Source organism: Paenibacillus sp. FSL H3-0329 (assembly GCF_037963285.1).
GTDB classification, from domain to species: domain Bacteria; phylum Bacillota; class Bacilli; order Paenibacillales; family Paenibacillaceae; genus Paenibacillus_AQ; species Paenibacillus_AQ odorifer.
The window spans coordinates 427,994-453,966 of the sequence record NZ_CP150150.1 but is presented as its reverse complement, the minus strand read 5'-3'; the positions used below and the strand labels follow the sequence as shown (position 1 = coordinate 453,966).

The 25,973-nt window shown below is 41.3% G+C and carries 21 protein-coding genes; 10 read left to right on the top strand and 11 right to left on the bottom strand.

The features are described 5' to 3' along the window. Positions 1 to 484: 484 nt before the first annotated feature. Entirely contained in the window at positions 485 to 1,234 is a 750-nt protein-coding gene (locus tag NSQ66_RS02020) for a WecB/TagA/CpsF family glycosyltransferase (protein ID WP_038568435.1), read from the bottom strand. A gap of 363 nt (positions 1,235 to 1,597) precedes the next feature. After that, a complete protein-coding gene (locus NSQ66_RS02015; protein WP_076101246.1) occupies positions 1,598 to 2,479 on the bottom strand; it encodes a nucleotidyltransferase domain-containing protein in 882 nt (293 codons plus the stop codon). A gap of 186 nt (positions 2,480 to 2,665) precedes the next feature. Here NSQ66_RS02015 and NSQ66_RS02010 point away from each other — a divergent pair, with 186 nt between their 5' ends. The 3 genes from NSQ66_RS02010 to NSQ66_RS02000 all read left to right on the top strand — a co-directional run bounded on the left by NSQ66_RS02010 (position 2,666) and on the right by NSQ66_RS02000 (position 5,373). Beyond that, positions 2,666 to 3,712 carry a YncE family protein gene (locus tag NSQ66_RS02010; protein ID WP_051491257.1) on the top strand — a complete coding sequence of 349 codons (1,047 nt, stop codon included), beginning with the start codon at positions 2,666 to 2,668 and terminating at the stop codon, positions 3,710 to 3,712. 96 nt (positions 3,713 to 3,808) lie between these two features. Further along, positions 3,809 to 4,498 carry a helix-turn-helix domain-containing protein gene (locus NSQ66_RS02005; protein ID WP_076142611.1) on the top strand — a complete coding sequence of 230 codons (690 nt, stop codon included), beginning with the start codon at positions 3,809 to 3,811 and terminating at the stop codon, positions 4,496 to 4,498. Between the two features lie 20 nt (positions 4,499 to 4,518). After that, positions 4,519 to 5,373, top strand: coding sequence for an IS3 family transposase (locus NSQ66_RS02000; protein WP_081390719.1), 855 nt, complete (start codon positions 4,519 to 4,521; stop codon positions 5,371 to 5,373). A 118-nt stretch (positions 5,374 to 5,491) separates the two neighbouring features. Here NSQ66_RS02000 and NSQ66_RS01995 read toward each other — a convergent pair whose 3' ends face one another. After that, positions 5,492 to 7,015, bottom strand: a complete 1,524-nt coding sequence (locus tag NSQ66_RS01995) for a DHA2 family efflux MFS transporter permease subunit (protein WP_036682711.1) — start codon at positions 7,013 to 7,015, stop codon at positions 5,492 to 5,494. A gap of 204 nt (positions 7,016 to 7,219) precedes the next feature. Between NSQ66_RS01995 and NSQ66_RS01990 the strand changes: the two genes are divergently transcribed. The 5 genes from NSQ66_RS01990 to NSQ66_RS01970 all read left to right on the top strand — a co-directional run bounded on the left by NSQ66_RS01990 (position 7,220) and on the right by NSQ66_RS01970 (position 12,682). Further along, positions 7,220 to 8,110 (top strand): TetR/AcrR family transcriptional regulator, encoded by an 891-nt coding sequence (locus NSQ66_RS01990; RefSeq protein ID WP_249267784.1) that lies wholly within the window; start codon positions 7,220 to 7,222, stop codon positions 8,108 to 8,110. 77 nt (positions 8,111 to 8,187) lie between these two features. Continuing rightward, positions 8,188 to 8,877, top strand: coding sequence for a response regulator transcription factor (locus tag NSQ66_RS01985; protein ID WP_076124606.1), 690 nt, complete (start codon positions 8,188 to 8,190; stop codon positions 8,875 to 8,877). Beyond that, a complete protein-coding gene (locus tag NSQ66_RS01980; protein ID WP_038568424.1) occupies positions 8,874 to 9,878 on the top strand; it encodes a sensor histidine kinase in 1,005 nt (334 codons plus the stop codon). Before NSQ66_RS01985 ends, NSQ66_RS01980 begins: the two co-directional genes overlap by 4 nt. 106 nt (positions 9,879 to 9,984) lie before the next feature. Then, positions 9,985 to 10,746: an ABC transporter ATP-binding protein gene (locus tag NSQ66_RS01975; RefSeq protein ID WP_038568421.1), complete on the top strand. Its 762-nt coding sequence runs from the start codon at positions 9,985 to 9,987 to the stop codon at positions 10,744 to 10,746. Continuing rightward, positions 10,736 to 12,682: an ABC transporter permease gene (locus NSQ66_RS01970; protein ID WP_038568418.1), complete on the top strand. Its 1,947-nt coding sequence runs from the start codon at positions 10,736 to 10,738 to the stop codon at positions 12,680 to 12,682. Before NSQ66_RS01975 ends, NSQ66_RS01970 begins: the two co-directional genes overlap by 11 nt. Before the next feature lie 164 nt (positions 12,683 to 12,846). Here NSQ66_RS01970 and NSQ66_RS01965 read toward each other — a convergent pair whose 3' ends face one another. Then, complete coding sequence (locus NSQ66_RS01965; protein ID WP_076142319.1) at positions 12,847 to 13,518, bottom strand: O-methyltransferase; 672 nt, start codon at positions 13,516 to 13,518, stop codon at positions 12,847 to 12,849. A gap of 228 nt (positions 13,519 to 13,746) precedes the next feature. Between NSQ66_RS01965 and NSQ66_RS01960 the strand changes: the two genes are divergently transcribed. Beyond that, positions 13,747 to 14,643 carry a LysR family transcriptional regulator gene (locus tag NSQ66_RS01960; protein ID WP_076142320.1) on the top strand — a complete coding sequence of 299 codons (897 nt, stop codon included), beginning with the start codon at positions 13,747 to 13,749 and terminating at the stop codon, positions 14,641 to 14,643. Between the two features lie 65 nt (positions 14,644 to 14,708). On the opposite strand, the gene NSQ66_RS01955 is transcribed toward NSQ66_RS01960, so the two are convergent. From NSQ66_RS01955 to NSQ66_RS01945, 3 genes are all read right to left on the bottom strand, one after another. Continuing rightward, positions 14,709 to 15,191 (bottom strand): NUDIX hydrolase, encoded by a 483-nt coding sequence (locus NSQ66_RS01955; protein WP_076142321.1) that lies wholly within the window; start codon positions 15,189 to 15,191, stop codon positions 14,709 to 14,711. A 35-nt stretch (positions 15,192 to 15,226) separates the two neighbouring features. Next, positions 15,227 to 16,942: an ABC transporter ATP-binding protein gene (locus NSQ66_RS01950; protein WP_076142322.1), complete on the bottom strand. Its 1,716-nt coding sequence runs from the start codon at positions 16,940 to 16,942 to the stop codon at positions 15,227 to 15,229. Between the two features lie 306 nt (positions 16,943 to 17,248). Continuing rightward, positions 17,249 to 19,501, bottom strand: a complete 2,253-nt coding sequence (locus tag NSQ66_RS01945) for a glycoside hydrolase family 127 protein (protein ID WP_076142323.1) — start codon at positions 19,499 to 19,501, stop codon at positions 17,249 to 17,251. Between the two features lie 145 nt (positions 19,502 to 19,646). Between NSQ66_RS01945 and NSQ66_RS01940 the strand changes: the two genes are divergently transcribed. Continuing rightward, on the top strand, positions 19,647 to 20,540 hold the full coding sequence (locus NSQ66_RS01940; protein ID WP_036682739.1) for a helix-turn-helix transcriptional regulator: 894 nt from the start codon (positions 19,647 to 19,649) through the stop codon (positions 20,538 to 20,540). A gap of 111 nt (positions 20,541 to 20,651) precedes the next feature. Here the strand turns inward: NSQ66_RS01940 and NSQ66_RS01935 are convergent, their stop codons facing one another. The 4 genes from NSQ66_RS01935 to NSQ66_RS01920 all read right to left on the bottom strand — a co-directional run bounded on the left by NSQ66_RS01935 (position 20,652) and on the right by NSQ66_RS01920 (position 25,790). Then, a complete protein-coding gene (locus tag NSQ66_RS01935) occupies positions 20,652 to 21,506 on the bottom strand; it encodes an IS3 family transposase (protein WP_081388102.1) in 855 nt (284 codons plus the stop codon). A 20-nt stretch (positions 21,507 to 21,526) separates the two neighbouring features. Then, a complete protein-coding gene (locus NSQ66_RS01930; RefSeq protein ID WP_036683516.1) occupies positions 21,527 to 22,216 on the bottom strand; it encodes a helix-turn-helix domain-containing protein in 690 nt (229 codons plus the stop codon). 103 nt (positions 22,217 to 22,319) lie between these two features. Next, entirely contained in the window at positions 22,320 to 23,297 is a 978-nt protein-coding gene (locus NSQ66_RS01925) for a phosphotransferase (protein ID WP_038568402.1), read from the bottom strand. A 102-nt stretch (positions 23,298 to 23,399) separates the two neighbouring features. After that, positions 23,400 to 25,790 carry an ABC transporter permease gene (locus tag NSQ66_RS01920; RefSeq protein WP_076142324.1) on the bottom strand — a complete coding sequence of 797 codons (2,391 nt, stop codon included), beginning with the start codon at positions 25,788 to 25,790 and terminating at the stop codon, positions 23,400 to 23,402. Between the last annotated feature and the right edge of the window lie 183 nt (positions 25,791 to 25,973).

Below are 25,973 nucleotides of genomic sequence, written 5' to 3'. Positions count from 1 at the left end.
AATACGAGGCTATGGCATCAACCAGAATCGGTGTTGTTTATTATTATTAATTTGTTTAAAGGTCACAACTATAGTCGCACTTACATTCTACTCCCTACCTCAATCCCACTACTCACTTTTACTCCTACTCCTTACCTCAATCCTACTACTCACTTTTACTCCTACTCCCTACCTCAATCCCACTACTCACTTTTACTCCTACTCCTTACCTCAATCCCACTACTTACTCTTGCCCCTACTCGCTACCTCAATCCCACTACTCACTTTTACTCCTACTCCCTACCTCAATCCCACTACTTACTCTTGCCCCTACTCCTTACCTCACTCCCACTAACCACTATTACTCTTCCCCCTACTCCTCACCTCACTCCCACTAACCACTATTACTCTTCCCCTTACTCCTTACTTCCTACTCTCACACCTGCCTCCTCTTCCTCTCACACCAACCGAACCAAAAAAGGTCCCCATAAACGAGGCCTTTTCTTCATTTCTTAATCATAGCTCGGAACACGAATTTGGGCAGCACTGCCTGTCTGCGCCATCGCGACTTTTGTCCCTTCGCAACTGGAGCGAACAAAAGTCGATGCAACCACTCCAGATTGAGTTTTTTCCATAGCGCTGGTGCAGGAGTAACTTTTCCCGCTATTACATCCAAGCTGCCCCCCACGCCAAAAACAACTTTTACCTGCGTAAGCTCCTGTTTGTGCTTATATACCCATTTGTCAGAGTATGGCGCCCCCATCGCAACGATCAGAAAATCCGGCTGTGCACGCTGAATCTCTGCTACAATGGCAGGCTCCTCTTCCTTGGTAAGAAAACCATTATGTCTTCCTGCAATCTTCACATTCGAATATAACTCCGTGATCTTTTCGACCGCTTTACAACTGGTAAGCTCATCTGTTCCCAAGAAATAAAAACTCCATCCCAAGCTATTTCCTTGCTCCAAAAGCTCAAGAAGCAGCTCATATCCAGTTACCCTCTCAGCAATAGGATCGCCTTTTCTTTTTGAAGCCATCACAATGCCAATCCCGTCAGGAGTGATTAAATCCGCTTCTTGAAGTATGGTTCGTAGCAGCTCGTCCGATTGACTTGTTATCGTAATTTCCGGGTTAGCCGTGATCAAATGGAAAAGTTTCGGTTCTCCGGATTGAATATGTTTTGTTAGATGAAGTGTTGTCTCATGTAGTGTTAGTTTTGAAAAGGGAACTCCTAATATTGAAACTGTCCCGTCCATATAATCACCTCTCACTAAAATTCCACTTCAATATACCTTACCATAATCAAGAGGAGGAAGGGGAGTCATTTAAGTTACTTAATCACTACAGCCACTTACCCAAACACTATAGCCACTTCAACCACCCGACCATTCCACCACCCTAGCCACCACAGCTACTACGCTACTACAGCCACTACAGTCCACCATAGCTTCACCTCATAATAACCATTTCACTCCCTCCGCCACCTCTCCAGCCACCACAGCTACTACGCTACTACAGCCACTACAGTCCACCGTAGCTTCACCTCACAATAACCACTTCACTCCCTCCGCCACCTCTCCAACCACCCCAACCACTCAACACTCACCCTATAGCTCCACTCACTCCTCCATAAACTTCCACCACTCTACTAACCAAGGTTCATTGATCCCCCGCATGCGGAATTCCTCTACAAGTATCTTCCGGAAACGTTTTTCCATTTTGACAAAGTTATTATCCTCTTGGTACATAGGGGCAAAGGATTCATCATCTCTAATAAAACTCCAAAAATCGCCCGCACACTCCGTAATCTTTCGTCCGACAGTCGTTTGTTTGGCTACAGGTACCAGCCATTTGTCGTAGGGGTAGGGATAACCTTCAATAGTAATGGCACAGCGTAATGCTTCTTTATAAAGAGAAACCGCTAAAAATAAAATAGGAAAGGCGTCGCCACGCACTACAGGATTATCTAAGCTTTTGGCATAACTTCTTAACTGTATGTATGAATTCTTACGAAATCTCATTAGGACTTCAGGTTGGAGGGGGACATAGGCATCAAAAAGTGACTTTACATCCAATCGGTCATAGTAGATATAAGAAATAGAAGCATTCCACAGCCATTCCATATTTCCGCTCATTAACGCCGCTTTAATTTCTGATATTTTATGCAGTGTGTAATGTCCGGACTTGCCGCTGGGAAGTCGTAAATCCATAAAAAAACTACTTTGCTCCGGGATCAGCCCCGCTTGTTCGAACCGATGATTAATGCTGCTATAATACTCGTCCTGACAAATAATGATTACATCCACATCCGACTGCTCATCCACCACACCAAGTGCGGTCGATCCATCAAGGAGAATACTTACCCGCTGACTCTCCTCTTTCATTAACGGATGATTTAGAATTTCTTGCGTGATATACTGCCCAATTTCCTCTAACAATTCACTATGAAGCTGCGTCTTATCAGGTGTTAATAAAATATCCGACAACACTGATTTCACCATCTCAACCCCAACCTCCAATCAATCTCAATTTTTCAAAAAAATAAAACGCTTACACCTAACCTAATATTTGGATAATGGAGTACCATTCTACACTCCTAATATATATCTTGCAAGGATAAATGAAGTACCCTTTTGCCTAAGCCTAAATATAATGAAGTATCTATTTACTTGGAAAGGGGTAAAAGCATGGCGCAGCCAAAAGTGATTGCTACAGTCCGCTCTGCCGGACCGATCGGAGATATAAAAGTAAATGTCGTCACGAATCGAGTATACTTTGTAAACCCAGACACCGAGGCTGGAACTATCGGGGTATTGGAGGGCAGAACTAATCGCATTATCGCTCGGATCCCTGTAGGAAGACTGCCGTCTCAGCTCGGAATCAACCCCCAAACCAACCGGATTTATGTACCTAACTTCCGTGACGAAAATGTCTCTGTCATAAACGGGCGGACAAACCAGGTAATCAAAACTGTCAAAGTAGGCCGATTCCCAGACAATATCGGAGTGAATGTTCTAACCAATCTGATTTATGTAACTAGCGCATTCGGAACCCTATTCGTCATAGACGGGAAAACAAATCAGGTCCGCAAAAAGATTGAAATCGGTGGACGCCCATCCAGAATCGTTATCAATGAGCTTACAAACCGTGTCTATGTGACCAATACAGCAAATGATAGCGTCACCGTCATTAACGGAACTACACAGGCTATCATTGCGACAATAAAAGTCGGAAGTAACCCCGTGATAGCGCCAGCACTTAATAAAATTACCAATCGTATTTATGTCGCTAATAACTTAAGCCGGTTTCTTTCTGTGATCAATGGCCGAACCAACAAATTGTTGCGTAATGTACAGCTGGGACGTCTGCAAAGCGAGGTCGTTATAAATCCCCTGACGAACCGTATTTTTGTTTCAAGTGCACAAGTTGAAGGTAAAGGAAAGCTATTCGTCATCAATGGAAATAACAACAAAATCATTACAACAAAGGTTCTTCCTACTTCCTCCAACATAACCATTAATCCGAATACAAATCATTTATTTGTTGGTAATTTCGATAAAAATCATATGTCCGTTTATAACGCCACCACGTTTAAACGGCTCGCAAGATTCCCCTCTGTATCAGGCAGTACTGTGCTAAACCCGCTCACAAATAGAATTTATGTAGGTGGAAACGACTCCATAACGGTCATTCAGGATGGACCAAGACTCACTCAGAGCTCTATTTTTAATTAAGACAAAAAAGACGCCCACCACAGTGATATGCTCCCGTCATAGTAGACAGTAGAAAAAACAAAAACTTCTACTGCTACAATGACGGGAGTTTTTCTAATGTCTAAAAGAAGTCCAGCATCTTTAGAAGTAAAATTACATGTCGTACGGCTGTGCCTTGAGCACAAGTCGAATCCAAACTATGAGGCAAAACAACGAGGTCTTAGTTCGCACACGGTTAGAGAATGGATTAGGAAATATAAAGCAGATGGTTTGGACGGGTTAAAGGAATCGAGAACATGGAAAACATACTCAAAGGAATTCAAACTAGCTGCTGTTAAAGAAGTGTTGTCTGGTCGTTTCTCCGTTGAAGAGGCGACAAACAAGCATCATATTTCAAGTAGAAGTGTTTTGATCAAATGGATTACCAAGTATACTAATGAGATAGAATTAAAACCTACACATAAAGGAAAAGGACTATCTCATATGAACAAAGGACGTAAAACAACTTTCGAAGAACGTATTGAAATTGCACAATATACCATCGCTAATGGATTGGATTATCAGAAAGCGATTGAAAAGTACGGTGTATCTTATCAGCAAGTTTACGCATGGGTTCGGAAATATCAAGCTGGCCGTGAGGAAGCTCTTCAGGACAATCGAGGCCGTAAAAAGCCTGTAGAAGAACTAGAGGAGCATGAACGTCTTAAGCTACGGATTAAAGAGCTAGAAGCGCGAAATGAATACCTAGAGATGGAGAATGACTTCGCAAAAAAGTTGGCGGAGATCAAGCGACGAAATACACGCTAACCCTCGTTCGACAAGTAAACTTGTATCAAGCGATTCAAGAACTGAACAAAGAAAAAGGTCACGCAATTACGAAGTTGTGTGCGTTAGCTGGGGTTGCTCGATCTGCCTATTACAAGTGGTTAAAATGGAAACCCTCTTGCATAGAACTTGAAACCCGTGCGTTAGCGAAAGAAGTAAAGCTACGATATGACAAGCGAAAAGGGATTCTTGGCTACCGTCAAATGCGCACGCAATTAAACCGAAAGCTCAAAAAGCAGTACAACAAAAAGCGTTATTACCGAATTATGTGTGCTCTTGGGCTTAAAGCCGTCATTCGCAGAAAACGAGCGAGTTATATGAAAGCTACGGAGATCCATGTAGCAGAAAATGTAATGAACCGTAACTTTGATGCCAACTCTCCTAATTTAAAATGGTGTACAGATGTGACAGAACTAAAGTATGGGAATGGACGAAAGGCCTATTTGAGCGCCATTATTGATGTATATGATAATTCTATTGTCTCATGGGTATTAAGCCATTCCAACAACAATAAACTCGTGATGGATACGCTGAAGAGGGCTTACGCAAAGAATCCTGGCGTATCCCCTCTTTTACAAAGCGACAGAGGCTTCCAGTACACGTCTCATGAGTACAACCGACTTCATATAAAATACGGATTTAAGAAAAGCATGTCTCGTGTGAGTCGGTGTTTGGACAACCAACCTATTGAGCGTTTTTGGGGTACATACAAGTCAGAAAGCTATTATCTTACAAAGTATGACACCTATGATGATGTCCTTACAGAGGTTAGCAAATATATTCACTACTACAATAATTACCGCTACACAGAGTGTTTGGATGGCTTGTCACCTAGCGAATACCGACGAGCTGCATAACGAAGATACCTCAGTTCTGGCAATACGAACTGAGGTATCTAAACTAACTATTTTTGTTTTTTACACTGTCCACTTGACAGGGAGCACTTCACAGGTGAGCGTCTTTCTGCATAGCAAATTACATCGATCTAGCGGATGAAACTTGTTTAACAGCCACTTTTTCTTCGACTGTTTCTGTATCCTTAGGCTGTATCCCTCTTTTTATGAAGAAAGCTAGGATAAAGGCAATGATGGCTACGCCTACTGACACTAAGAACGCATCGTTAATTCCTTCGATCGTTGCTTTTGCGATGACTTGATTTTGAATACCCAGCAATTGCTCTGCAGAAGGTTTAGCCGTTAATTTACTCACAGCTTCTGCTACCATATCTTTGACATGTGAAGTGGTACTGTTAGACATAATCGTTACAAGCAGCGCCCCGCCAATCGCCCCGGAGACTTGCTGAATCGTACTGTTCATGGCTGTACCATGCGGTGTATATTTAGCCGGGATGGAGTTCAGACCATTGGTCATCACAGGCATCATAACCATTGAAATCCCGAACATTCTCACAGAATACAAAATCATAAGTGTCGAATATTTCGTTGTTTCAGTTAGATCACTAAAGAAATACGTACTGATCACTACGATAGCCAGACCCATTAACGCCAAGACTTTGCCGCCGAATTTATCGAACAATTTACCTGTGATTGGAGACATAACCCCCATAATCAACGCACCAGGCAACATTAGGAGTCCCGAATCCAGAGGTGAAATGCCTCTAATATTTTGCAGGTAAATCGGCATTAACATCATCGCTGAGAACATCGCCATATTCAGTGTAATCGAAATCGCTGAGGATAAAGCGAACATCGGATATTTGTACACTCTGAAGTTAAGCATAGGCTCCTTCATTCTCATCTGGCGCATTATGAATATCACTAAACCAATAACCCCGATAATAAGGGTGGAGTAGACCATTGGATCATCCCATCCTTTATTCCCAGCGGAACTGAAGCCGTATAGAAGACCCCCGAACCCAATCGCTGATAGAACTACAGATAGAATATCGATTTTAATAGCCACATCTTTTTTAGGATCATGCAGTTTGAAGAAGGCAAGAATGAACACCAATACGGCGATAGGTGCAATCATAAAGAACAGCACAGGCCATTCATAATGCTGAATAATCCATCCTGACAGTGTAGGACCAATGGCTGGTGCAAAAATCATAACCAAACCAAACATCCCCATGGCCGAGCCGCGTTTTTCAGGTGGAAATGTGGTAAACAATACATTCATTAATAATGGCATCATAATTGCGGCCCCTGAGGCTTGGACCATTCTCGCAATCAATAATACAGGGAAACTTGGAGCAAAGCCTCCAATAAAGGTCCCTATTGCAAATAATCCAATGGCGATTAAGAATAATCGTCTCGCTGTATACTTTTGAATTAAAAAGGCCGTTGAAGGAATCATGATCCCGTTCACTAGCATATAACCCGTCGATAGCCACTGTACCGTTGAGGCACTGACATCAAAATCCTTCATAATCGATGGTAAAGCTATATTGAGTAGTGTATTACTTAGTAAAGCAACAAATGCACCAATCATAAGGATTGCCAAAATCCCATAGGACGCTTTACTTTCTTTCGTTTTCATTTTGGAATCCTCCATCCTATAATCATACCGTCGGTTCAAATTTGAACTTATGTTACAATGTAGAATATATTACTCTTATATTTACTGCTTGGCAAGTCAGAATTCATTTAAAAACTAAATTGTATTAAGTGGAAATATAAGCTAGTCTATTCTACGTGAAGTGTTTTTTTGCACAAAAGAGTCCAGCTTAAAGGGGCACCTAAGATGATAAATAAACGGAAAGAGCAAGTGATTCAAAAAGCACATGAATTATTTATTGAAAAAGGCTACCACGCCACATCCATACAGGACATTCTGAATCACAGCCGGATCTCCAAAGGATCTTTTTATAATTATTTCCCTTCCAAAGGGGATCTCTTTAAAGCTGTATTCACCTCTATTCATGACCAGCTGGAAGAAGGCAGAAATGGCCTGCTCATTGGCCAGGACCCCTCTGACATTGATATATTCGCTAAACAAGTTCAACTGGTTATGAAAATCAATAAGAAAAATAAATTGTTGCAGCTGGTTGAAGATGCCCTGGTCTCCAATGATCCGGACTTAATTACGTTCATCAAAAAAACTAAATTCACCTTATTAACCTGGGTGCATGAACGTTTCCTGCATATATTTTCTGAAGATAAGAAGCCCTATCTACTGGATGGAGCCATCATTTTCACAGGCATCTTGCAACATATGCTGCAAATTAACAGTGCCATGAATGAAGTCATTACCTCTCAACAAATCATTAATTATTGCACTACTCTTATCCAGACGATTGTTGAGGATGTAAGCGAAAAGGGAATCCAGCTTATCTCCCCCGATCATGTAGGGAAACTATTGCCTGTTGCTGAATACACTGATTTTTTTAATAATGATTTATCGTTTGCGACCGTAAGCTTAAAAAAAATCATTGATAAATCATTCGCCGCCGATGATCCTAGCCTGTCCAATGCACTGAAGCTGTTATATTTTATCCAAGAAGAGATCATGAACAACAAGGAACCAAGAGAGTTCTTAATCGAAAGCGCCCTGCTCTCCTTGAAAATGTGCCCTCAGTTTAATGAAACGAAGGAATTTGCGCATTATCAGACAGTGTTATCTGCAATGCTCTAAGCACAATCAAAGTATGGCTTCAATCATTTAAGCGTATTCTAAATGCAAGGCACGAAACTAAAAGTGTGGTGACCGATTTGTTCAAGCTTTTATTAATCGAAGATGATACAACGCTGTTTAATGAGATCAAAGAACGGCTTACGCAGTGGTCTTATGATGTATATGGCATTCAAGATTTCAACAATGTTACGCAGGAATTCACGGAAATCAAACCTGATTTAGTGATAATTGATATCCAATTACCCAAATTCGATGGATTTCATTGGTGTAGAATGATTCGCTCTCACTCTAATCTGCCGATTATCTTCTTATCCTCCCGGGATCATCCGACAGATATGGTGATGTCCATGCAGCTGGGAGCCGATGATTATATCCAAAAGCCCTTCCATTTCGATGTACTCATTGCCAAGGTGCAAGCCATTCTCCGGCGGGTGTACAATTACAATACGGATAACATTGAACTCAAAACGTGGTGCGGAGCCACCGTCGATTATGAACGGAATTCAGTGACCAACGACACGGGAACGATTGAGCTTACCAAAAATGAGATTTTCATATTGAAATTGCTCATTGAGAAAAAGAATAAAATCGTCACCCGCGAGGAATTAATTAATAGCTTATGGGACGATAAGCGCTTTATTAGTGATAACACTCTTACCGTCAACGTAAATCGGCTGCGCAAAAAGCTCGACGAGCTTGAATTAGGGGCGTTTATTGAGACGAAGGTTGGACAAGGGTACGTAGCCATTGAAGAGGATTCTCTATGATTAAAAAGTACCTGCTCGAAAGACTCGGTTGGATTTTGCTTTTTCTCTTTGTACATCTATTTATGCTCTTTATCACCTTTATGGACCCGACCATCCCCCTGTCTTCAGTGCTCTATCTGGTCTCTTTATCGATGATTTTTTTCGTAATTTTTCTAGTCATTCGCTATCCTAAGGAAACCAGATTTTATAAAAGCTTAAATGAGCGGGACGATGATCTCGATCTGACAAGCATCGCTCTTGCCGAAAGTCCTTTTGAGAAAATCATCGAAGAGAGCATCACCAACCAAGTGAAATTGTTAAAGCGGACTGCTTCAGACAATCTAATGAACTTGGAGCAAGAGAAGGATGAGCTGTTATCCTGGATTCATGAAGTAAAGACTCCACTGACCGCAATGCATCTAATGATTGAACGTATAGAAGATGATGTTATGAAGAGGCACTTGACCTATGAGTGGCTGCGTATTCATCTGCTGCTGGATCAGCAGCTCCACCAAAGACGGATACCCTTTATTGAAAACGATCTGTATATGGAGCAAATCGATATAGAAACGCTTATTTTTAGTGAGATTAAGACGTTACAGTCTTGGTGTATTCAGAAGGGAATCGGCTTTGAGTTGCACTTAGAAGCTGCTGAAGTGCTTAGTGATGCTAAATGGCTGGCTTTTATCCTCAGACAACTACTAACCAACGCCGTAAAATATAGTGAAGCTTCTGATATTACAGTGAATAGCTACCAGCAAGCTGAACATATCGTTCTTGAGGTGAAGGATTCCGGGCGCGGGATAGATCCGAAGGACCTGCCGCGCATCTTCGATAGAGGGTTTACTTCCACTACTGTACATCGCGACAATGCAGCCACAGGCATGGGCTTATATTTAGCTCAGAAAGCAGCTCAATCCTTACTCATCAGCATCGGAGTTCAATCCAAGCTTGGAGCGGGATCAACATTTACTCTAACCTTCCCACTCAAAAATGAATTCGTTAAAATCTCAAGCATGTGACAACAATGTCACATGCTTTTATATTTTGTTCGGGCAATCGCAGGATAAGAACAATAAACTTTTTTATAATAAGGCTATACAAGAAGAAACGAAGGAGTGAATCATTATGGCAATTCTAGAAGCTACTAAAATTCATAAAAGCTATGGCAATAAATTAAACAAACAATCCGTGTTAAGCGGACTCGATATTCGTATAGAAGAAGGCGAATTCGTTGGCATCATGGGGCCTTCCGGTTCAGGTAAAACAACCCTACTCAACGTACTCTCGTCGATCGACAAAATCAGCAACGGATCTATTACCATTGAGGGCAATGAAATCTCCAATATGAAAGAGAAGCAGCTCGCGGAATTTCGCAAAAATCATTTAGGTTTTATTTTTCAAGAATATAATCTCTTGGACACACTGACGGTAAAGGAGAATATCCTGCTGCCACTATCCATTACCAATACACCCAAGAAAGCCGCCAATCAGAAATTCGAAAGTCTCGCAAAGGAATTGGGGATTTTGGAATTAAAAAATAAGTACCCCAATGAAATCTCTGGCGGTCAAAAACAACGTACCTCAGCAGCTCGTGCCTTCATTCATGATCCAAGTATTATTTTTGCTGATGAGCCTACCGGGGCGCTGGATTCTAAATCCGCTTCTGATTTATTAAATAAGCTAAGTGAACTCAATCAAAAACGAAAAGCAACTATCGTTATGGTTACACATGATCCAGTGGCTGCCAGTTATTGCAGTAGAGTTATTTTTATAAAAGATGGAAAAATCTATACGCAGCTAAATAAAGGAGAACAATCAAGACAAGTTTTCTTCAACGACATTATAAAAACACAGGGTGTATTAGGCGGTGTGCAGAATGAGCATTAATGTATTAATGATTCGAAATCTGCGAAAAAACATTCGAAATTACTACCTATACGTGTTTGCGCTAGTTTTTAGTGTGGCCTTATATTTCGCCTTTGTCACCTTGCAATATGATCCCTCGATGGATGAGCTGGAAAGCTCTATCAAAGGGGGCGCAGCAATCATGGCTGCCTCGATTTTACTAGTCGTAATTGTCTCTATTTTCCTGTTATATGCTAATACGATCTTCATCAAACGACGCGGTAAAGAAATTGGCTTATTTCAGTTAATTGGAATGACCAAAAATAAAATCTTCCGCATTCTTTCGGCAGAGAACTTTATTCTGTATTTCGGTTCCTTGGTCCTGGGGATATTGGTTGGCTTTTCTATCTCAAAATTAATCCTCATGATCTTATTTAAGATAATGGGGGTCGATGCTATAGCCTCCCTTCATTTCTCTATCGAAGCTTTGATTCAGACGTTAATCGTATTCTGTGTGATTTATCTTTTGATCATGCTGATGAATTATGGATTTATTAAAAGACAAAGTATTTTATCCTTGTTCCGGGTGACCTCAACAACAGAAGGTACAGTGAAAAAGTTATCCTTCTTTGAAATGATCATAGGGATTGTCGGAATTGGCCTAATCCTACTGGGCTATGTGCTCTCCTCTAAATTACTTACCGAAGACGTAACCTCAATGAATCAATTGGCTATATCCATGATTACTATTTTGGGATCCGTCATTATTGGGACCTATCTATTTTATAAAGGCTCGGTAAGTTTTATTTTTCATATCATTCGTAAGCGGAAAAACGGCTATCTGAACATTAGAGAGGTTCTATCTCTTTCCTCCATTATGTTTCGCATGAAATCCAATGCCGTATTATTAACCATCATTACAACGGTATCGGCACTAGCCCTGGGTTTATTATCCCTTAGCTACATTTCCTTTTACTCTGCTGAGAAAACTTCCAAGCAATATGTCCCAACGGATTTTGTATTCACGAATGCCCAAGAGGCTGAACAATTTACAAAGATCCTAACGGCAAATGATTTAGTATTTACAGAAAGAAGGACCCAAGTCCTTCAGGTCGATGTAGATGTTGAAGAGATTCTTGTTAAAAAACCGGACGGAGACAATATGTTTTCAAATATTATGACCCTGGCGGTCATAAGTGAAAATGCACTTGAAGACGTTGATCTAACTCCAGATAAAGCTTATTTCACGAAATCAAGCAGTACATTGGATAATTTTGTTACTATGAAAGATAAAGGTGCGATTGAACTCAAAGGGTTACATGAGGTTTTTCCGCAGGATTATAAAAGATTAGATATCGAAAGTCCCATTTCAGGGTATTACACAGGTGGTGGCTTACCGGTTGCAGTTGTAGACGAATCGATCTTCAAGCGCTTAAAAAAGGATTTAGATCCTGCCCTTCAAAGAGGATCCTCCCTTAATATCGGGATTGATATGAAAGTCCGGGCCAGCGTTGAACAGGCAAATGAACTTTTCAAGACCTTAAAATTTGATGAGAATAACAAACAAGACTCTCAATTAGAGTCGATAAAAGGTCAAAAACAAAATATGGGACTCATTATGTTTATCGTTGCTTTTCTGGGGTTAACCTTCTTGATTACCTCCGGATGTATTCTATACTTTAAACAAATGGATGAAAGTGAAAATGAAAAACCTAACTACACCATTCTGAGAAAGCTTGGATTCACGCAAGGTGATCTGCTCAGAGGTATACAGATGAAACAATTGTTCAACTTCGGTATTCCATTAGTCATAGGTCTGCTTCACAGCTACTTCGCCGTTAAATCCGGCTGGTTCTTATTCGGCACAGAGCTTTGGACACCGATGATTCTGGTGATGCTGTTATACACTGCTTTGTATTCGATCTTTGCAATATTGTCCGTCTTCTATTACAAAAAGGTGATTAAAGAGGCGCTTTAAAATAACGAAGGTGTTCCTAAAGCCATCATGGCTTAGGGACACCTTTGTTTGATTTGATATCATTTACAGGTAGGAGGCACCGGCATCTATCGGACACAGATGAACCTCTTTCTAAGCAATAGCGTCACTGGGGTCCGTAACGCTCAGAGGACCTGTGGAATCCCTCAGCTATTCACAATCCCCAACACAAATCCATCATAACCTTTGCTTCCCACCGTCTGAATGGCAGTAGCCGAAATTCTAGACTCTTCAGCCAACAGATCATAGAATTCCCGTACGCCTACTACACGAGCGTCTTCGCTATTCTCATTAATGACCTCACCTTCACGAATCACATTATCTCCAAGGATCACCGATCCGGGCTGGGAGAATTGCAGCGCCCACTTTAAATAGTTAGGATTATTCGGTTTATCGGCATCTATAAAAATAAAGTCGAAGGGTTCAACGCCCTCTTGTTTCATCTGAGACAGTTGCTCTAATGCATCCCCTACACGAAGCTCTACCAGATGATCCACCTCGGCAAGCGAAAGATTAGCTTTAGCTACCTGCGCATGAATGGGATCCAGCTCCAAAGTAACTATCTGTCCGTCAGACGGCAGGGCTCTTGCCATCCAAATCGTACTGTACCCGCCCAAGGTGCCAATCTCCAAAATCCGGCGTGCACCTTTCATTTGCACCAGTAGATTCAGGAATTTCCCCTGACTAGGCGAAACATCAAAGGGCGGCAGCCCTGCCTGTTGATTGGTGACCAACACTTCTTCCAACACAGCGTCCTGTGGAATCAGGCGCTCTTTAATATACTGATCGACTTTATCCCAAGTAGTCGTTTGATTCATATTTATCACTTCTCCTTTAGTATTTGTTCATGGTTGAAATCCGGAGACAAAGGCGATCGCTACGCTCCTACAGTTCCAAACCTCCTCTCCATTACTCCTTTCCCTAATCTCATTTTTCCAAGTTCATCTTTATATCTGTATTGTAAATCAGTTATAATCATAAATATAATATATCTTTAAGTCTAATTTATATATTTAATATATAAATCGAAGAATGGGAGTTTAACCATGAACCTACATGCCTTACGCTTATTCCATGTAATCGCATCGACAGGCAGTGTGACACGCGCTTCAGAAATTTTAAATATAAGTCAGCCTGCCATCACTGCGCAGATTAAGAAGTTCGAAAAAGAACTGTCCTTTACCCTATTTAAACCTCAAGGCAGAGGAATCGCTTTAACGGATGCTGGGGAAGAGCTTACTCTACTCGCCAAGCGACTGTTCGCCGTAGAACAACAAATTGAGCAATTCACTCAAGATTATGTTAACGGCACTAACGGAAGTATCCGTCTAGCCGCAACGTATTTGCCTGCTCACTTTCTCATTCCTACCTGGATTGCAAAGTTTAAGCAGCAATATGAACAAGTGGAGATGATGATCACCACTACCAACTCAAGTGATGCCCTCAAGCAGCTGTTAAATGTAGACGTGGATATAGCTATTTATGGAGGAATCGCCGAGGCTTATCCAGATACAATCCAGACAGAGGAGTTATTTCAGGACGAGTTATGGTTTGTAGTCGCACCCGATCATCGTTATGCCAATCAGCAGGTTTCTCTATCCGAAATGATGAAGGAACCCTTTGTTATGCGTGAAAAAGGAAGTTCAACGCGGGAGCGATTATTATCTTTATGCCGCACATACAACACACCCGCTCCTATCATCTCTTTGCAATTTAATGGACTACATGAAGCCATCAAAGCCGTTATCGCCGGATATGGTGCAAACTTCGTTTCTTCATTAGTCGTACGCAAATATGTAGAGCGTGGAGAATTGTGCCGAGTATATGTAGAAGGAATCCATCTGAAGAACACCATTGCGATCTGTACACGTAAAAATGAGCCCTTATCAGCAGCCGCAGTGAATTTAATTGAGATGATTCGTCACAATCCTTATACGATATAGCGGAATGATCGCTCATTCTCAACAAAAGAGGCCTTCCCTTTCGGGAAAGCCTCAAAGTATCTTTTTTACACCATCCGATCCAATTTAACTTCGAACGCACCTCCAGTTACATAATCCATATACCTAGTATTTCCATCGAAATCCAAATAAGCTTGATAGCGGGTACGAATAGCCGCTGCAGAAATCAGATCCAGCACCTTCTCCTTGGCTACCCACATCACTTCAGATGTTTCCTCTGAAGTACTTAATTCTCCTCCCACGGGCTTGCAGATAAAGTCTAACATGACCTTGGTAGGAACATCCGTCTCACCGTCATACCATTTATGCATACCTGTATTCGAATACACGCCAATCAATTGAGAAACAACGACATCTATTCCACTTTCCTCTTTAATCTCGCGAATTAGTGCATCCATTAGGTTTTCTCCAACTTCCACTTGTCCTCCAGGAAATACCCACCCACCATGATGTGTTTTTACTAAAAGAATATCTCCCTCTTCATTTATTGCAATTCCACCCACCGCTACAATATGTGTTGGCCAAGCCATCGATAGCACCTCTTTTTTTAGAAGAGTCTAGCAATTTATCGATAATCTGTAAACGATATTTTTCTATTCCATAACGCTTTAAAAGCTTCGCACTGTTCTATTAAATCATCAAACTTCCCTTCCCCAACAATTGACCCTTGATCCACTACCAGTATCTTATCAACGTCTTTTATAAAATTAAGCCTGTGGGCCACAATGATGATAGTTTTGTCCTTAAATTCATTCAAAATCGTCTCCATAAGACTCTGCTCAGTGATATTATCAAGCGCTGACACAGGCTCATCCAGAATTAGAATATTTCTTTTTTGGGCAATGATTCTGGCAAAGGCTAATCGCTGTCTTTCGCCTCCTGATAATTTTAGACCTTTTTCGCCCACCAAAGTATCTAAGCGATCCGGCAAATGGCTTACTTTTTCCTGCAAATGAACTTTTTCCAAAATCTCATATAGCTCTTCATCGGACAGAGTATCCTCATCGAATACAATATTATCTCTTATCGTAGCATCGAAAATCGGCGTGTCTTGGGATAGATAGGAAATATGATCATAGTAGCTATTCAAACGAATCTCATCGATATCCTTACCGTCCAGTAAGAGTTCACCTTCGCCCTTTTTTAATAACCCCACAATCAATTTAATCAGCGTAGATTTCCCGCCTCCACTTAATCCGACAATAGCAACAGAAGTTCCTCGCGTAAGCGAAAATGACAGGTTATTCAGTATCTGCACATTCCCATAAGTAAAGGACACCTCCCTAAACTCAATATTGCCTTGGAGCTCAGTGATGGCTTCTCCGGATTCCAAGTTCTTATCTTCTGGGGCAGCAATAAATTCCTCGAATCTTCTGTAAGTCACTTTATTCAGTCTGTAATCTACAAATAAAACATTGAAGATGGCAATTGGGGTATAAATTTTATCGATGAACATAAACAATGCGACCACAATACCAAGTGAGGTCTCGCCTGCGACAATGCTTTTCACACCATAAATCAGGACAACAACTTTAATGATCGTGACAAATAACTCGAATATAGCAAAAAAAGCTTCATGGATCATTTTTAGCTGAGCATTTTTATGAATGATAGTGCGTGCGGTCTGGCTTAATTTCTCGATCTCTTTCTCATATCTCTTGTTGGTTCTAAAGACGACCAATTCCATAAACCCGCGGATAGAGAATCTGGACATCTTTTCTTGCTCTTGGAGAATGGTTGCCTTCATGGCATACAGAAATTTCAACAGCAGATTTGTTATCAGAAAGACGACCACATAGCCAGCTGCAATCACTAACATGATCCTTAGATCATAGAAGCTGATAAAGACTAGACTGAATAGAAGAGTAGGTAATAGCTCATGTAGTGTTTTGAGAAAAAAAGAAAAAATAATACTGTTTCCAGCCGCTGCCCCGTTCTCGATCACCTTAATCATTTGCCCTGTCCCCATATCCTGATACGCTTGATAATCCATTTTTGATATTTTGGACAGTGCAATGATCTTTAACCTCTCCGTGATGCTGTTCGATAAAAACACACTCGGGTATTCGTCTATATAATTCAGGATCGCCACCCCAGCCAGCAGAGCCCCATACACCATAATTAATGTTGCTATTTCATCAAAACTGTTGATTACCGTGGCCTTATCTAATATTTTTTGAAAGACAACAACACCTAAACTACTTAACAGCTGAATGGCAAAACCCAATAAAATATAACCACCTACCCAACACTTTAGGTGAGCTAGACTCTTTTTTAACATATCGTTTATCCCCTCTTTTAATTGAATGCAAAAAAGCCAGGCACCCCTATCTCACTGTAAAAAACCATCCACAAATAAACGGTTCTCTAAGTTAAATAGGTTAAGTGCCTGGCTCTACAAAAACAGCTGCCTATGGCACCGTACAAAGCTCTAGTTAGTTGTAATCAAAAGGGTAGACTCCCCCCTTGATAGCTGGTACGCGTTTCACCCAGCCCGATAACTAGTTCCTTGTAACGGTACGGAAAGACATCCATTTCACCTCAATTAAAAGAATTGACCCTATTATAATTCTGTAAGCCTTTTAATTCAAGAATTACGTTTAACGATACGAAGTCCGGCCACTTGGCCAACCTTATGTCCTTCATGAGAAGCAAACTTGATCGTAACCGCTGATTTGCCGCTCGTGATCGGTTGCGGGAGTTCATAGCGAATCGTCTCCAGCTTATTCATCTCCTCAGACTCAAGAGTGCCTACACCAAGTTGCTCCCCATCCGCCAAAATATCGAATGCCAGCGAAGTATCGTTCGACTTCAGATACGTGACCACCAGATCCACTTGCTCATCCGGCAAAACTTCCATCGTGAAGGAGAACCAGCCATTGATCCAGCTGTCCCGATACTTGCGATTGTGGATTTTGCCTAAGCCTACAAATTCACCTGTGAAATTATGATCGCGTTCAGGCTGCATTTCAGCAGGTTGTACGGAATCGACAGTTAACAGCTCAAGCAGCAAGTTATTCTCCACGGCTTCGCGATATTCAGCCTCTGCCAGTTTCCACTCTTCCGGTGTGAACAAATCCCAATACACGGAATAACGATGATCATGCATAGGGTAGAACGGACGAAGCTCATGATCCCCTGTATACCCTAAACCTTTCATCCGGAACACATTTTTGCTCACAGTAGATTGGATGAGGTTGTCCGTCAGTGTGTCCCGATCTCCGATTAATACGGAGGCAAGGGCGCGATCGCTATTGGCCTCTGCATTTATAGACCCAAAATCACCTGCGAGCACAAGTGGCCCGTAAAGGAAGGCAACTCGGTTGGGATTATCCGGCATCGTCTCGATTCTCACCGACATCGGAATATCGTATTCGACAACGTCTCCATCCTGCCACTCTCTATCCAAAGTAAAGTAGTTAGATTTGCCTACATTTACTTGAACATCTTCACCATTTACGCTAACACTCATCCCTTGCTCAGCCCAGTAAGGATGTCTTAGCTTTAATGTGAATTTCGTTGGCTGTGCTGCACTGATCCGCAGTACACCTTGTCCCTCTGCCGGGAACTTGGTCTCTTGCTGCAAGCTAATGCCTTGCTCTTTCCAAGCCACTGTAGAAGGTACGTACTGATTGACATAAAGCTCATCTGCACTATGGAAGTATATCGCCGAGCCATACATAGAATGGCTTTCCATTCCCGAGCCTACACAACACGTAAAGCTTTCGAACTGCGAATTAAATGATTTATGTCCACCCATCTCGAGAGATACAAAGTAACATACCCGGCCATCTACCGGCTCCTGAGAGGCTAAGATGTGGTTATACATCGCACGTTCGTAGTAATCCGCATACGCTGCATACGCATCCCATTGGAACATATGCTTGGTCAGCTTCAGCATGTTGTACGTGTTGCATGTCTCACAGGAGCCTTCGCCCAATCGGTCATTTAACTTATCCGGTTCACCAAAATGCTCATTATAGCTGTTGCCGCCGATCACATAAGAATGATGATTCACGACCCGATCCCAGAAGAAGCGGGAAATACCTGCATAATGCTCCTGCCCTGTTACCTCATATTGTCTAGCAGCTCCGATGATTTTTGGAATCTGTGTATTAGCATGTCTTCCAGCTAGGGTATCTTTTTCTATAGCAAGATCATTAAGCACTTCCCCATGATAAAAGCTTTCCGCTAACGCGAGGAAACGCTCTTCCCCGGAATCCTCTGCCAAATCCGTCAGCGCTTCATTCATGCCGCCAAACTCACAACGCAGCACCTCTTGGATCTGATCTTTACTCAGCCCTGCAAAAATATCCTCAAGCCACAGGCCCAGCTTCGTTTCAATAACGAGCGCCTTCTGATTGCCGGCCAGTCGATAAGCATCGCGAAGACCTGCAAACAGCTTATGCATCGTGTAAAGTGGCACCCAACCTCCGTTGAGGTCAAAGCCCTGTGAGCGAATGTCGCCTGCCTTCACTTCCTCAAATAACTCCTTGCCACGAGGAATGCCGGAAATAAAGCCATTGCCATGCGCATCCTGACATTGCTCTAATTCATCTACTACATAATTCACGCGTTGTAGCAGCTCTTCATTTCCCGTAGAGGCATACATTAACGCACATCCAGAAATATAATGGCCTAACGTATGGCCGCTAATCCCCTGAGATTCCCAGCCCTCGTAGTGAGCAGCCTTAGGCTCTAAGCCAGCATATTCGCGAAAACGCGACAGAAGCCGATCTGCCTCAAGCTTGAGTAAATAATCAGTATTTAACTCCATCGCATGGAGAAGTGGACCTGAATCAATTCGTACGTTCTGTAGATCAAAAGCTTGCGTCTTCAATGAAATCGCTCCCTCGCAATCTTGTCAGGGTTAGATGACAAGTGTATATTTGTATCCATAAGATAACACCGGAACGTTGATTTGTCGGTAGATCAGTCGTACAAATAGTGGACAAACCCGACTTATTGATTGCTAGGAGGACCGCATGAGCTATTTAAAAATAAATGCAGATGTACCTGTTCATTTTACAGCGGCAGGTGAATTTATCTCAGAAACACCATGGAAGCATGTGGAGCGTGTTATGGGGAACTACGAACTAATCATTGGCGTGAACGAAACAGTATATTTGAGTGAGGAAAACAAACAATTTGAAGTAGGCCCTGACGAAGCTCTTCTGCTCATGCCTAATCGCACACATGTCGGCTATAGAGAGTCACGACCCGGGGTTAAGTTTTATTGGTTTCATTTCGAACTGACAAACGAGGGGCTATTGCTGAGTGAGGAGGAAATGAAGCCTGAGGCAGAAGAAATCTTTTCGCGCACACAGCGCTTATGGTCCGTACATGATCTATATCTGCCCCAAATCATAAAAATCGAACATAGTGACCGGATTCATATTCTGGCGAATCAAATCCTTCATGTGGCCAATTCGGGGTATTTAACCTATTCCAGCGTTAATTATTTGCTGACCTCGCTTTTAATTGAGCTATCTGAGCATGCACTTCAGCCGTTCGCCAGTAAGCTGATCCGCGCACAGCAAGATGTCACCTTCGTCAAAATAGCTGAGTGGACAAGGATACATGCAAGCGAACCGCTTACCGTGGCCATCATCGCGGATAAATTCAATTACAACAAGGACTATTTAGCTCGGCTATTTAAACAGCATACCTCCATGGGGCCATTGGAATATATCCATTCAGCACGTGTGACTAAAGCGAAGGAGCTACTAACCAGAACCGCATTAAGCGTGAGGGAAATCGCGACAGAGACGGGGTTCACCGACGATAAATATTTCATGCGCCTCTTCCGAAAATACGAAAACATGACGCCCACCCAATATCGTAACGCTTATCATAAGACGTTTATGAATAATGACTGAAGTAAAGCCACCCCTAAATATGAAGTGCTCCCTGTCAAGTGGACAGTGTAAAAAACAAAAATAGTTAGTTTAGATACCTCAGTTCGTATTGCCAGAACTGAGGTATCTTCGTTATGCAGCTCGTCGGTATTCGCTAGGTGACAAGCCATCCAAACACTCTGTGTAGCGGTAATTATTGTAGTAGTGAATATATTTGCTAACCTCTGTAAGGACATCATCATAGGTGTCATACTTTGTAAGATAATAGCTTTCTGACTTGTATGTACCCCAAAAACGCTCAATAGGTTGGTTGTCCAAACACCGACTCACACGAGACATGCTTTTCTTAAATCCGTATTTTATATGAAGTCGGTTGTACTCATGAGACGTGTACTGGAAGCCTCTGTCGCTTTGTAAAAGAGGGGATACGCCAGGATTCTTTGCGTAAGCCCTCTTCAACGTATCCATCACGAGTTTATTGTTGTTAGAATGGCTTAATACCCATGAGACAATGGAATTATCATAGACATCAATAATAGCGCTCAAATAGGCTTTGCGCCCATTCCCGTACTTCAGTTCAGTCACATCTGTACACCATTTTGAATTAGGAGAATTGGCATCAAAGTTACGGTTCATTACATTTTCAGCTACATGGATCTCCGTAGCTTTCACATAACTTGCTCGTTTTCTGCGAATGACCGCTTTAAGCCCAAGAGCACACATGATTCGGTAATAACGCTTTTTGTTGTACTTCTTTTTGAGCTTTCGGTTTAATTGCGTGCGCATTTGACGATAGCCAAGAATCCCTTTTCGCTTGTCATATCGTAGCTTTACTTCTTTCGCTAACGCACGAGTTTCAAGTTCTATGCAAGAGGGTTTCCATTTTAACCACTTGTAATAGGCAGATCGAGCAACCCCAGCTAACGCACACAACTTCGTAATTGCGTGACCTTTTTCTTTGTTCAGTTCTTGAATCGCTTGATACAAGTTTACTTGTCGAACGAGGGTTAGCGTGTATTTCGTCGCTTGATCTCCGCCAACTTTTTTGCGAAGTCATTCTCCATCTCTAGGTATTCATTTCGCGCTTCTAGCTCTTTAATCCGTAGTTTAAGGCGGTCATGCTCATCTAGTTCTTCTACAGGCTTTTTGCGACCGCGATTGTCCTGAAGAGCCTCCTCGCGGCCAACTTGATATTTCCGGACCCATGCGTAAACTTGCTGATAAGATACTCCGTACTTTTCAATCGCTTTCTGATAATCCAATCCATTAGCGATGGTATATTGTGCAATTTCAATGCGTTCTTCGAAAGTTGTTTTACGTCCTTGGTTCATATGAGATAGTCCTTTTCCTGTATGTGTAGGTTTCAATTCTATCTCATTAGTATACTTGGTAATCCATTTTGTCAAAACACTTCTGCTTGAAATATAATGCTTGTTTGTCACCTCTTCAACGGAGCAACGACCAGACAACACTTCGTTAACAGCAGCAAGCTTCAATTCCTTTGGGTATGATTTCCATGTTCTCGATTCCCTCAACCCGTCCAAACCATCTGCTTTATATTTCCTAATCCATTCTCTAACTGTGTGTGAACTAAGACCTAGCTGCTTTGCCTCATAGTTTGGATTTGACTTGTGCTCAAGGCACAGCCCTACGACATGTAATTTTACTTTTAAAGATGTTGGACTTCTATTAGACATTAGAAAAACTCCCATCATTGTAGCAGTAGAAGTTTTTGTTTTTTCTACTGTCTACTATGATGGGAGCTTATCAATATGGAGTGGCTTCTTGTTTGGGTATTGTCTATTGGATAGAATGAACTTCACACCAATTACGTAGGAATTGCAGATTAGTATTGAAGTAATGATCGTTTTGCCACCCACAACTCCAAACCTGTGCGTTCCCTGTGTGCAGACCCATCAACCATATCTCCCGGATAGCAACAAATATAGGGATTGCCTTTAGATCGTTCTCAGATAATACTTTATGCTTTTGGTATGACTCCAGGAAAACAGTCCATTGTTCATTGTCAAAATGCTCTCGTTCTTTCCCTCTAACCCTTGACCACAAAAACACGGAAACATCATAGGCCCTCCAGCCAAAACCTCCGCAATCAAAGTCGAAATGAGTCAGGGTATCCTCGTAGAAATGTACGTTCGCTCCATGAAGATCACCATGACATGCCCCCCAATCCAGCTCTGATGAGATTTCAGCTATGCTATTTGCCAATACTTCCGACAAAGATTCTAGATAATCGATATCCTCTTGCCTGTGGGATAAAGGCTTGCGAATCGATTGAAGCGGTTCTTTAAGCAGATGATCCAGATTAAGCGTAAATCTTTGCTGCCCACATTCGAAATCATCCATAGCCAGATGCATCTTAGCCACTTGTTCACCGTATAATTCACAGCTAGTTTTTTCATCGGAATAATTGCCTTTTGCAAAAGTAAACAGTACTGCGTAACGTGTTCCTTCAGGAGCCTCCAGCTCAATTAGGTAACCACCATCCCTGCTGATTACCGGAGCCGATACAGGGATATTCTTCTTATTTAAGTGATTCAATACCTCCACTTCAAAATCAATCTCATGTTTATTTCGCCAATGAGCTTTATAGATCCTAAGAATGTATTTATCAATAGAGGTCTTTAGTAAATAGGTATCATTAAGTCCGTTCTCATAAAAACTACACTCCAAAACATCCCCGATTTCATAAAGATCATTAATTACGGGTACTAAGGCATGGGAAGAAATAACGGAATGATACACCGGTAGTTTCAGCATATAAATCACCCTTCAACGTTAATTGCTACTCACTATTTATTTTCACGTTTGGCCCGTATAAAGGCGAGGGATTTATTAAATATAGCTAAACTTTCCGCATCGTTAATTTAATTGCTCTATAATGCTCTGCTTCGATATTGTTCGTCTAACAAACTGAACCATACCAGTCTGGACAAGTAAAATAACCAAGAAATACAGGAAAATAGCACTCCAAGGGAATTGGTATTGAATGTAGGAAAGCCCCCCCATATTCCCCGCACTCTTACTTATCATGTATCCCATTAGATTGCCCGTAACAAGAGCCATCGTAAAGCTTCCGACAACTAAAAATCCTGTTTCATAGGTTAACATAGCCATTAATTGTTTTCGGCCCATTCCTATGGCTTGCATAAGGCCTAGCTCCCCTTTTCTTGCAGAAATAGTGGTGATTATGGTGTTCAAGAGATTGATCATACTGAATACTGCTATAAAAACCATAAAACTATACACTGAAATAGTGATAGTTCTAAAAGCAATTCTATTGGATTCCACAACTTCGGAAAAAGACAATAATTTGAGTGTATCCTCATTGAGAATCATACCCTCTAACTCACTCTTTATTAACTCTTCATTCGCTTTATCCATAGTAATAACTTCGTAGCTCTTATTGCTATTAAAAGGGGCTGTAGTTTGCATTACTTTGGGTGGAAGATAAAATGAAGTTCCTGAATTCTTATCCGGAATATCTCCAATGATCTCAAAATCATGTTTGGCCTTCTCCTGATCATTAGCAATTATGAATGAAATATGATCACCGACAGAGTAATGAGCCCCGTAATAATCTAAGTCACTACTGGCGCTGTTCAAGAGAATGTAGGATGCATCCGATGAATCAACATCCGGGATCTTCCCCTCAGCCAAATGACTACTCCATCTTTCGTTGTATAACGTAGGGATATTCTCAATACTGACTATCGCGGCCCCGTCATCCGTTTTTATTCCTTCGATAGCAGCTTCAATATACTGATGTTCGATTACGTCCTCAACTTCATTTATAGCTAGGATTTTATTTTTTAAAGAAGTAGATAGTTGCCCTTCCGTCTGAAGATCACTTAATGAGGTTGTTTCAGAATACAAATCATTATTAATTTGAATATCAAACTGACCATGATTTGGAAAATATTTCTCTGCTTTTGAGATTGGGTCGACCGAGTTTAACAATGTCCCCAAGGAAACAAATAGCGTTCCGCTTAAAAAAAGAGACAGCAAAGTTAACACCGTCTTTTTCCTGCTTCTTGATAAGTTCAATGCAGCTAAAGAAAATGGTGTTAGTCTTTTAGAGTTTCTTTTCTCCTTTTTTGTATTAACATCGGCATCTACATGTCTAATCGCTGTTATAGGGGAGATTCTTGATGCGAATTTAGATGGTGCGTTTAATGAAGCTCTAACTGTTACTTTGGTGAGCAAACCTGCTAAAAAAGCAAGTGAAAAACTTGGAGCTGCATTCCAGTGAAAGCCACTTAAAATCCAGCTCATTAAACATCCAAAGATAACTCCAATAGGGATATATTTTCTTGAAAGATTTTTCCCTTCATATAGAACAAGCTGTTTTATCTGCTTTTTTGTTGCACCGATTGCTCTAAGTTGTCCGTATTGTTTAATTCGCTTAGTAATTGAAATATAAAAGATATTGTAGATGACAAGCCAACAAGCCAGTACGATAATCAGCATGATAGACAGGATGGTTATCACAGTGCTTCCTGACAGATTATTACTATCCACATTCACATTATTGATCTGAATATTTCTCTCAGGGATACCCATTCGCTGCCCTATTTCTTTGATTTTTGACTTCAGTTCCTCGTTGGAATAACTGCTGCTATTGTTGATGCTAATTGCCGCGGAGTAATCTTCTTTGGAAAGAAACGGATCCGCCTCAACGAACGCGCTTGATACCAGAGCATTGTAACCGATTCGATTCTCGTTACCTGATGCGGTTGTTTGCAGAATTCCAGTAATCACAAATTGGCTGGTTTGAAATTCTTTGCTGGCATTGTTTCTAAATTGCAAAGAAATAGAATCGCCAAGCCCCAGGCTTCGATCATCGGATAACTGAAAGTCTTTTTCTATTGCAATTTCATTTTCTTTTGTAGGAAATTTCCCCAGAACGATATTGGCATTTGATAAATCCATCATGGCTGGATCCGTGTAGAGAATGGACAATAAACGTTCTTCTTTTTTCTCTCTGCCTATTTCCTTATAGAGTCCGATTTTATTAATTTCCTCTATTTCTTTCAATCGTGAGATTTCATTGTTATTGAGGTTATAGAATAAAGCTTGGAAATTCGACTCATTTTGTAGGTTAGTAAAAGAATTATAACCAAAGGTCATTACAACAGTTAATAAAAATGCAGCTAAAGCTATTACACTGCCTACAAAATAATTTTTGGTTTTTTCCGCTTTTAAATTCGCTTTTGCAATTCTTATCATTACTGTTTTATTCTGTATGGACATTGATACATCATCCTCCTATCGTGTAACGAATATTCCTCCCTTTACATCAACAAGTGAATACTTTCACTATTTATTCTATAGATAATATTCTCCAACAAAGATCAATCACCCTTTAAATAGATGATATATACTATATTTACTATTCATATAATATATGGATACAACACAAAAAGACTTCCCCCT

What these genes read in the sequence shown, in the direction of transcription:
- NSQ66_RS01975 (WP_038568421.1), top strand. Translation starts at nt 9,985, where the DNA reads ATGGCAATTCTAGAAGCTACTAAAATTCATAAAAGCTATGGCAATAAA.
- NSQ66_RS01995 (WP_036682711.1), bottom strand. Translation starts at nt 7,015, where the DNA reads ATGAAAACGAAAGAAAGTAAAGCGTCCTATGGGATTTTGGCAATCCTT.
- NSQ66_RS02020 (WP_038568435.1), bottom strand. Translation starts at nt 1,234, where the DNA reads ATGGACGGGACAGTTTCAATATTAGGAGTTCCCTTTTCAAAACTAACA.
- NSQ66_RS01990 (WP_249267784.1), top strand. Translation starts at nt 7,220, where the DNA reads ATGATAAATAAACGGAAAGAGCAAGTGATTCAAAAAGCACATGAATTA.
- NSQ66_RS02005 (WP_076142611.1), top strand. Translation starts at nt 3,809, where the DNA reads ATGTCTAAAAGAAGTCCAGCATCTTTAGAAGTAAAATTACATGTCGTA.
- NSQ66_RS01980 (WP_038568424.1), top strand. Translation starts at nt 8,874, where the DNA reads ATGATTAAAAAGTACCTGCTCGAAAGACTCGGTTGGATTTTGCTTTTT.
- NSQ66_RS01960 (WP_076142320.1), top strand. Translation starts at nt 13,747, where the DNA reads ATGAACCTACATGCCTTACGCTTATTCCATGTAATCGCATCGACAGGC.
- NSQ66_RS02015 (WP_076101246.1), bottom strand. Translation starts at nt 2,479, where the DNA reads ATGGTGAAATCAGTGTTGTCGGATATTTTATTAACACCTGATAAGACG.
- NSQ66_RS01925 (WP_038568402.1), bottom strand. Translation starts at nt 23,297, where the DNA reads ATGCTGAAACTACCGGTGTATCATTCCGTTATTTCTTCCCATGCCTTA.
- NSQ66_RS01955 (WP_076142321.1), bottom strand. Translation starts at nt 15,191, where the DNA reads ATGGCTTGGCCAACACATATTGTAGCGGTGGGTGGAATTGCAATAAAT.
- NSQ66_RS01940 (WP_036682739.1), top strand. Translation starts at nt 19,647, where the DNA reads ATGAGCTATTTAAAAATAAATGCAGATGTACCTGTTCATTTTACAGCG.
- NSQ66_RS01920 (WP_076142324.1), bottom strand. Translation starts at nt 25,790, where the DNA reads ATGTCCATACAGAATAAAACAGTAATGATAAGAATTGCAAAAGCGAAT.
- NSQ66_RS01930 (WP_036683516.1), bottom strand. Translation starts at nt 22,216, where the DNA reads ATGTCTAATAGAAGTCCAACATCTTTAAAAGTAAAATTACATGTCGTA.
- NSQ66_RS02010 (WP_051491257.1), top strand. Translation starts at nt 2,666, where the DNA reads ATGGCGCAGCCAAAAGTGATTGCTACAGTCCGCTCTGCCGGACCGATC.
- NSQ66_RS01970 (WP_038568418.1), top strand. Translation starts at nt 10,736, where the DNA reads ATGAGCATTAATGTATTAATGATTCGAAATCTGCGAAAAAACATTCGA.
- NSQ66_RS01965 (WP_076142319.1), bottom strand. Translation starts at nt 13,518, where the DNA reads ATGAATCAAACGACTACTTGGGATAAAGTCGATCAGTATATTAAAGAG.
- NSQ66_RS01950 (WP_076142322.1), bottom strand. Translation starts at nt 16,942, where the DNA reads ATGTTAAAAAAGAGTCTAGCTCACCTAAAGTGTTGGGTAGGTGGTTAT.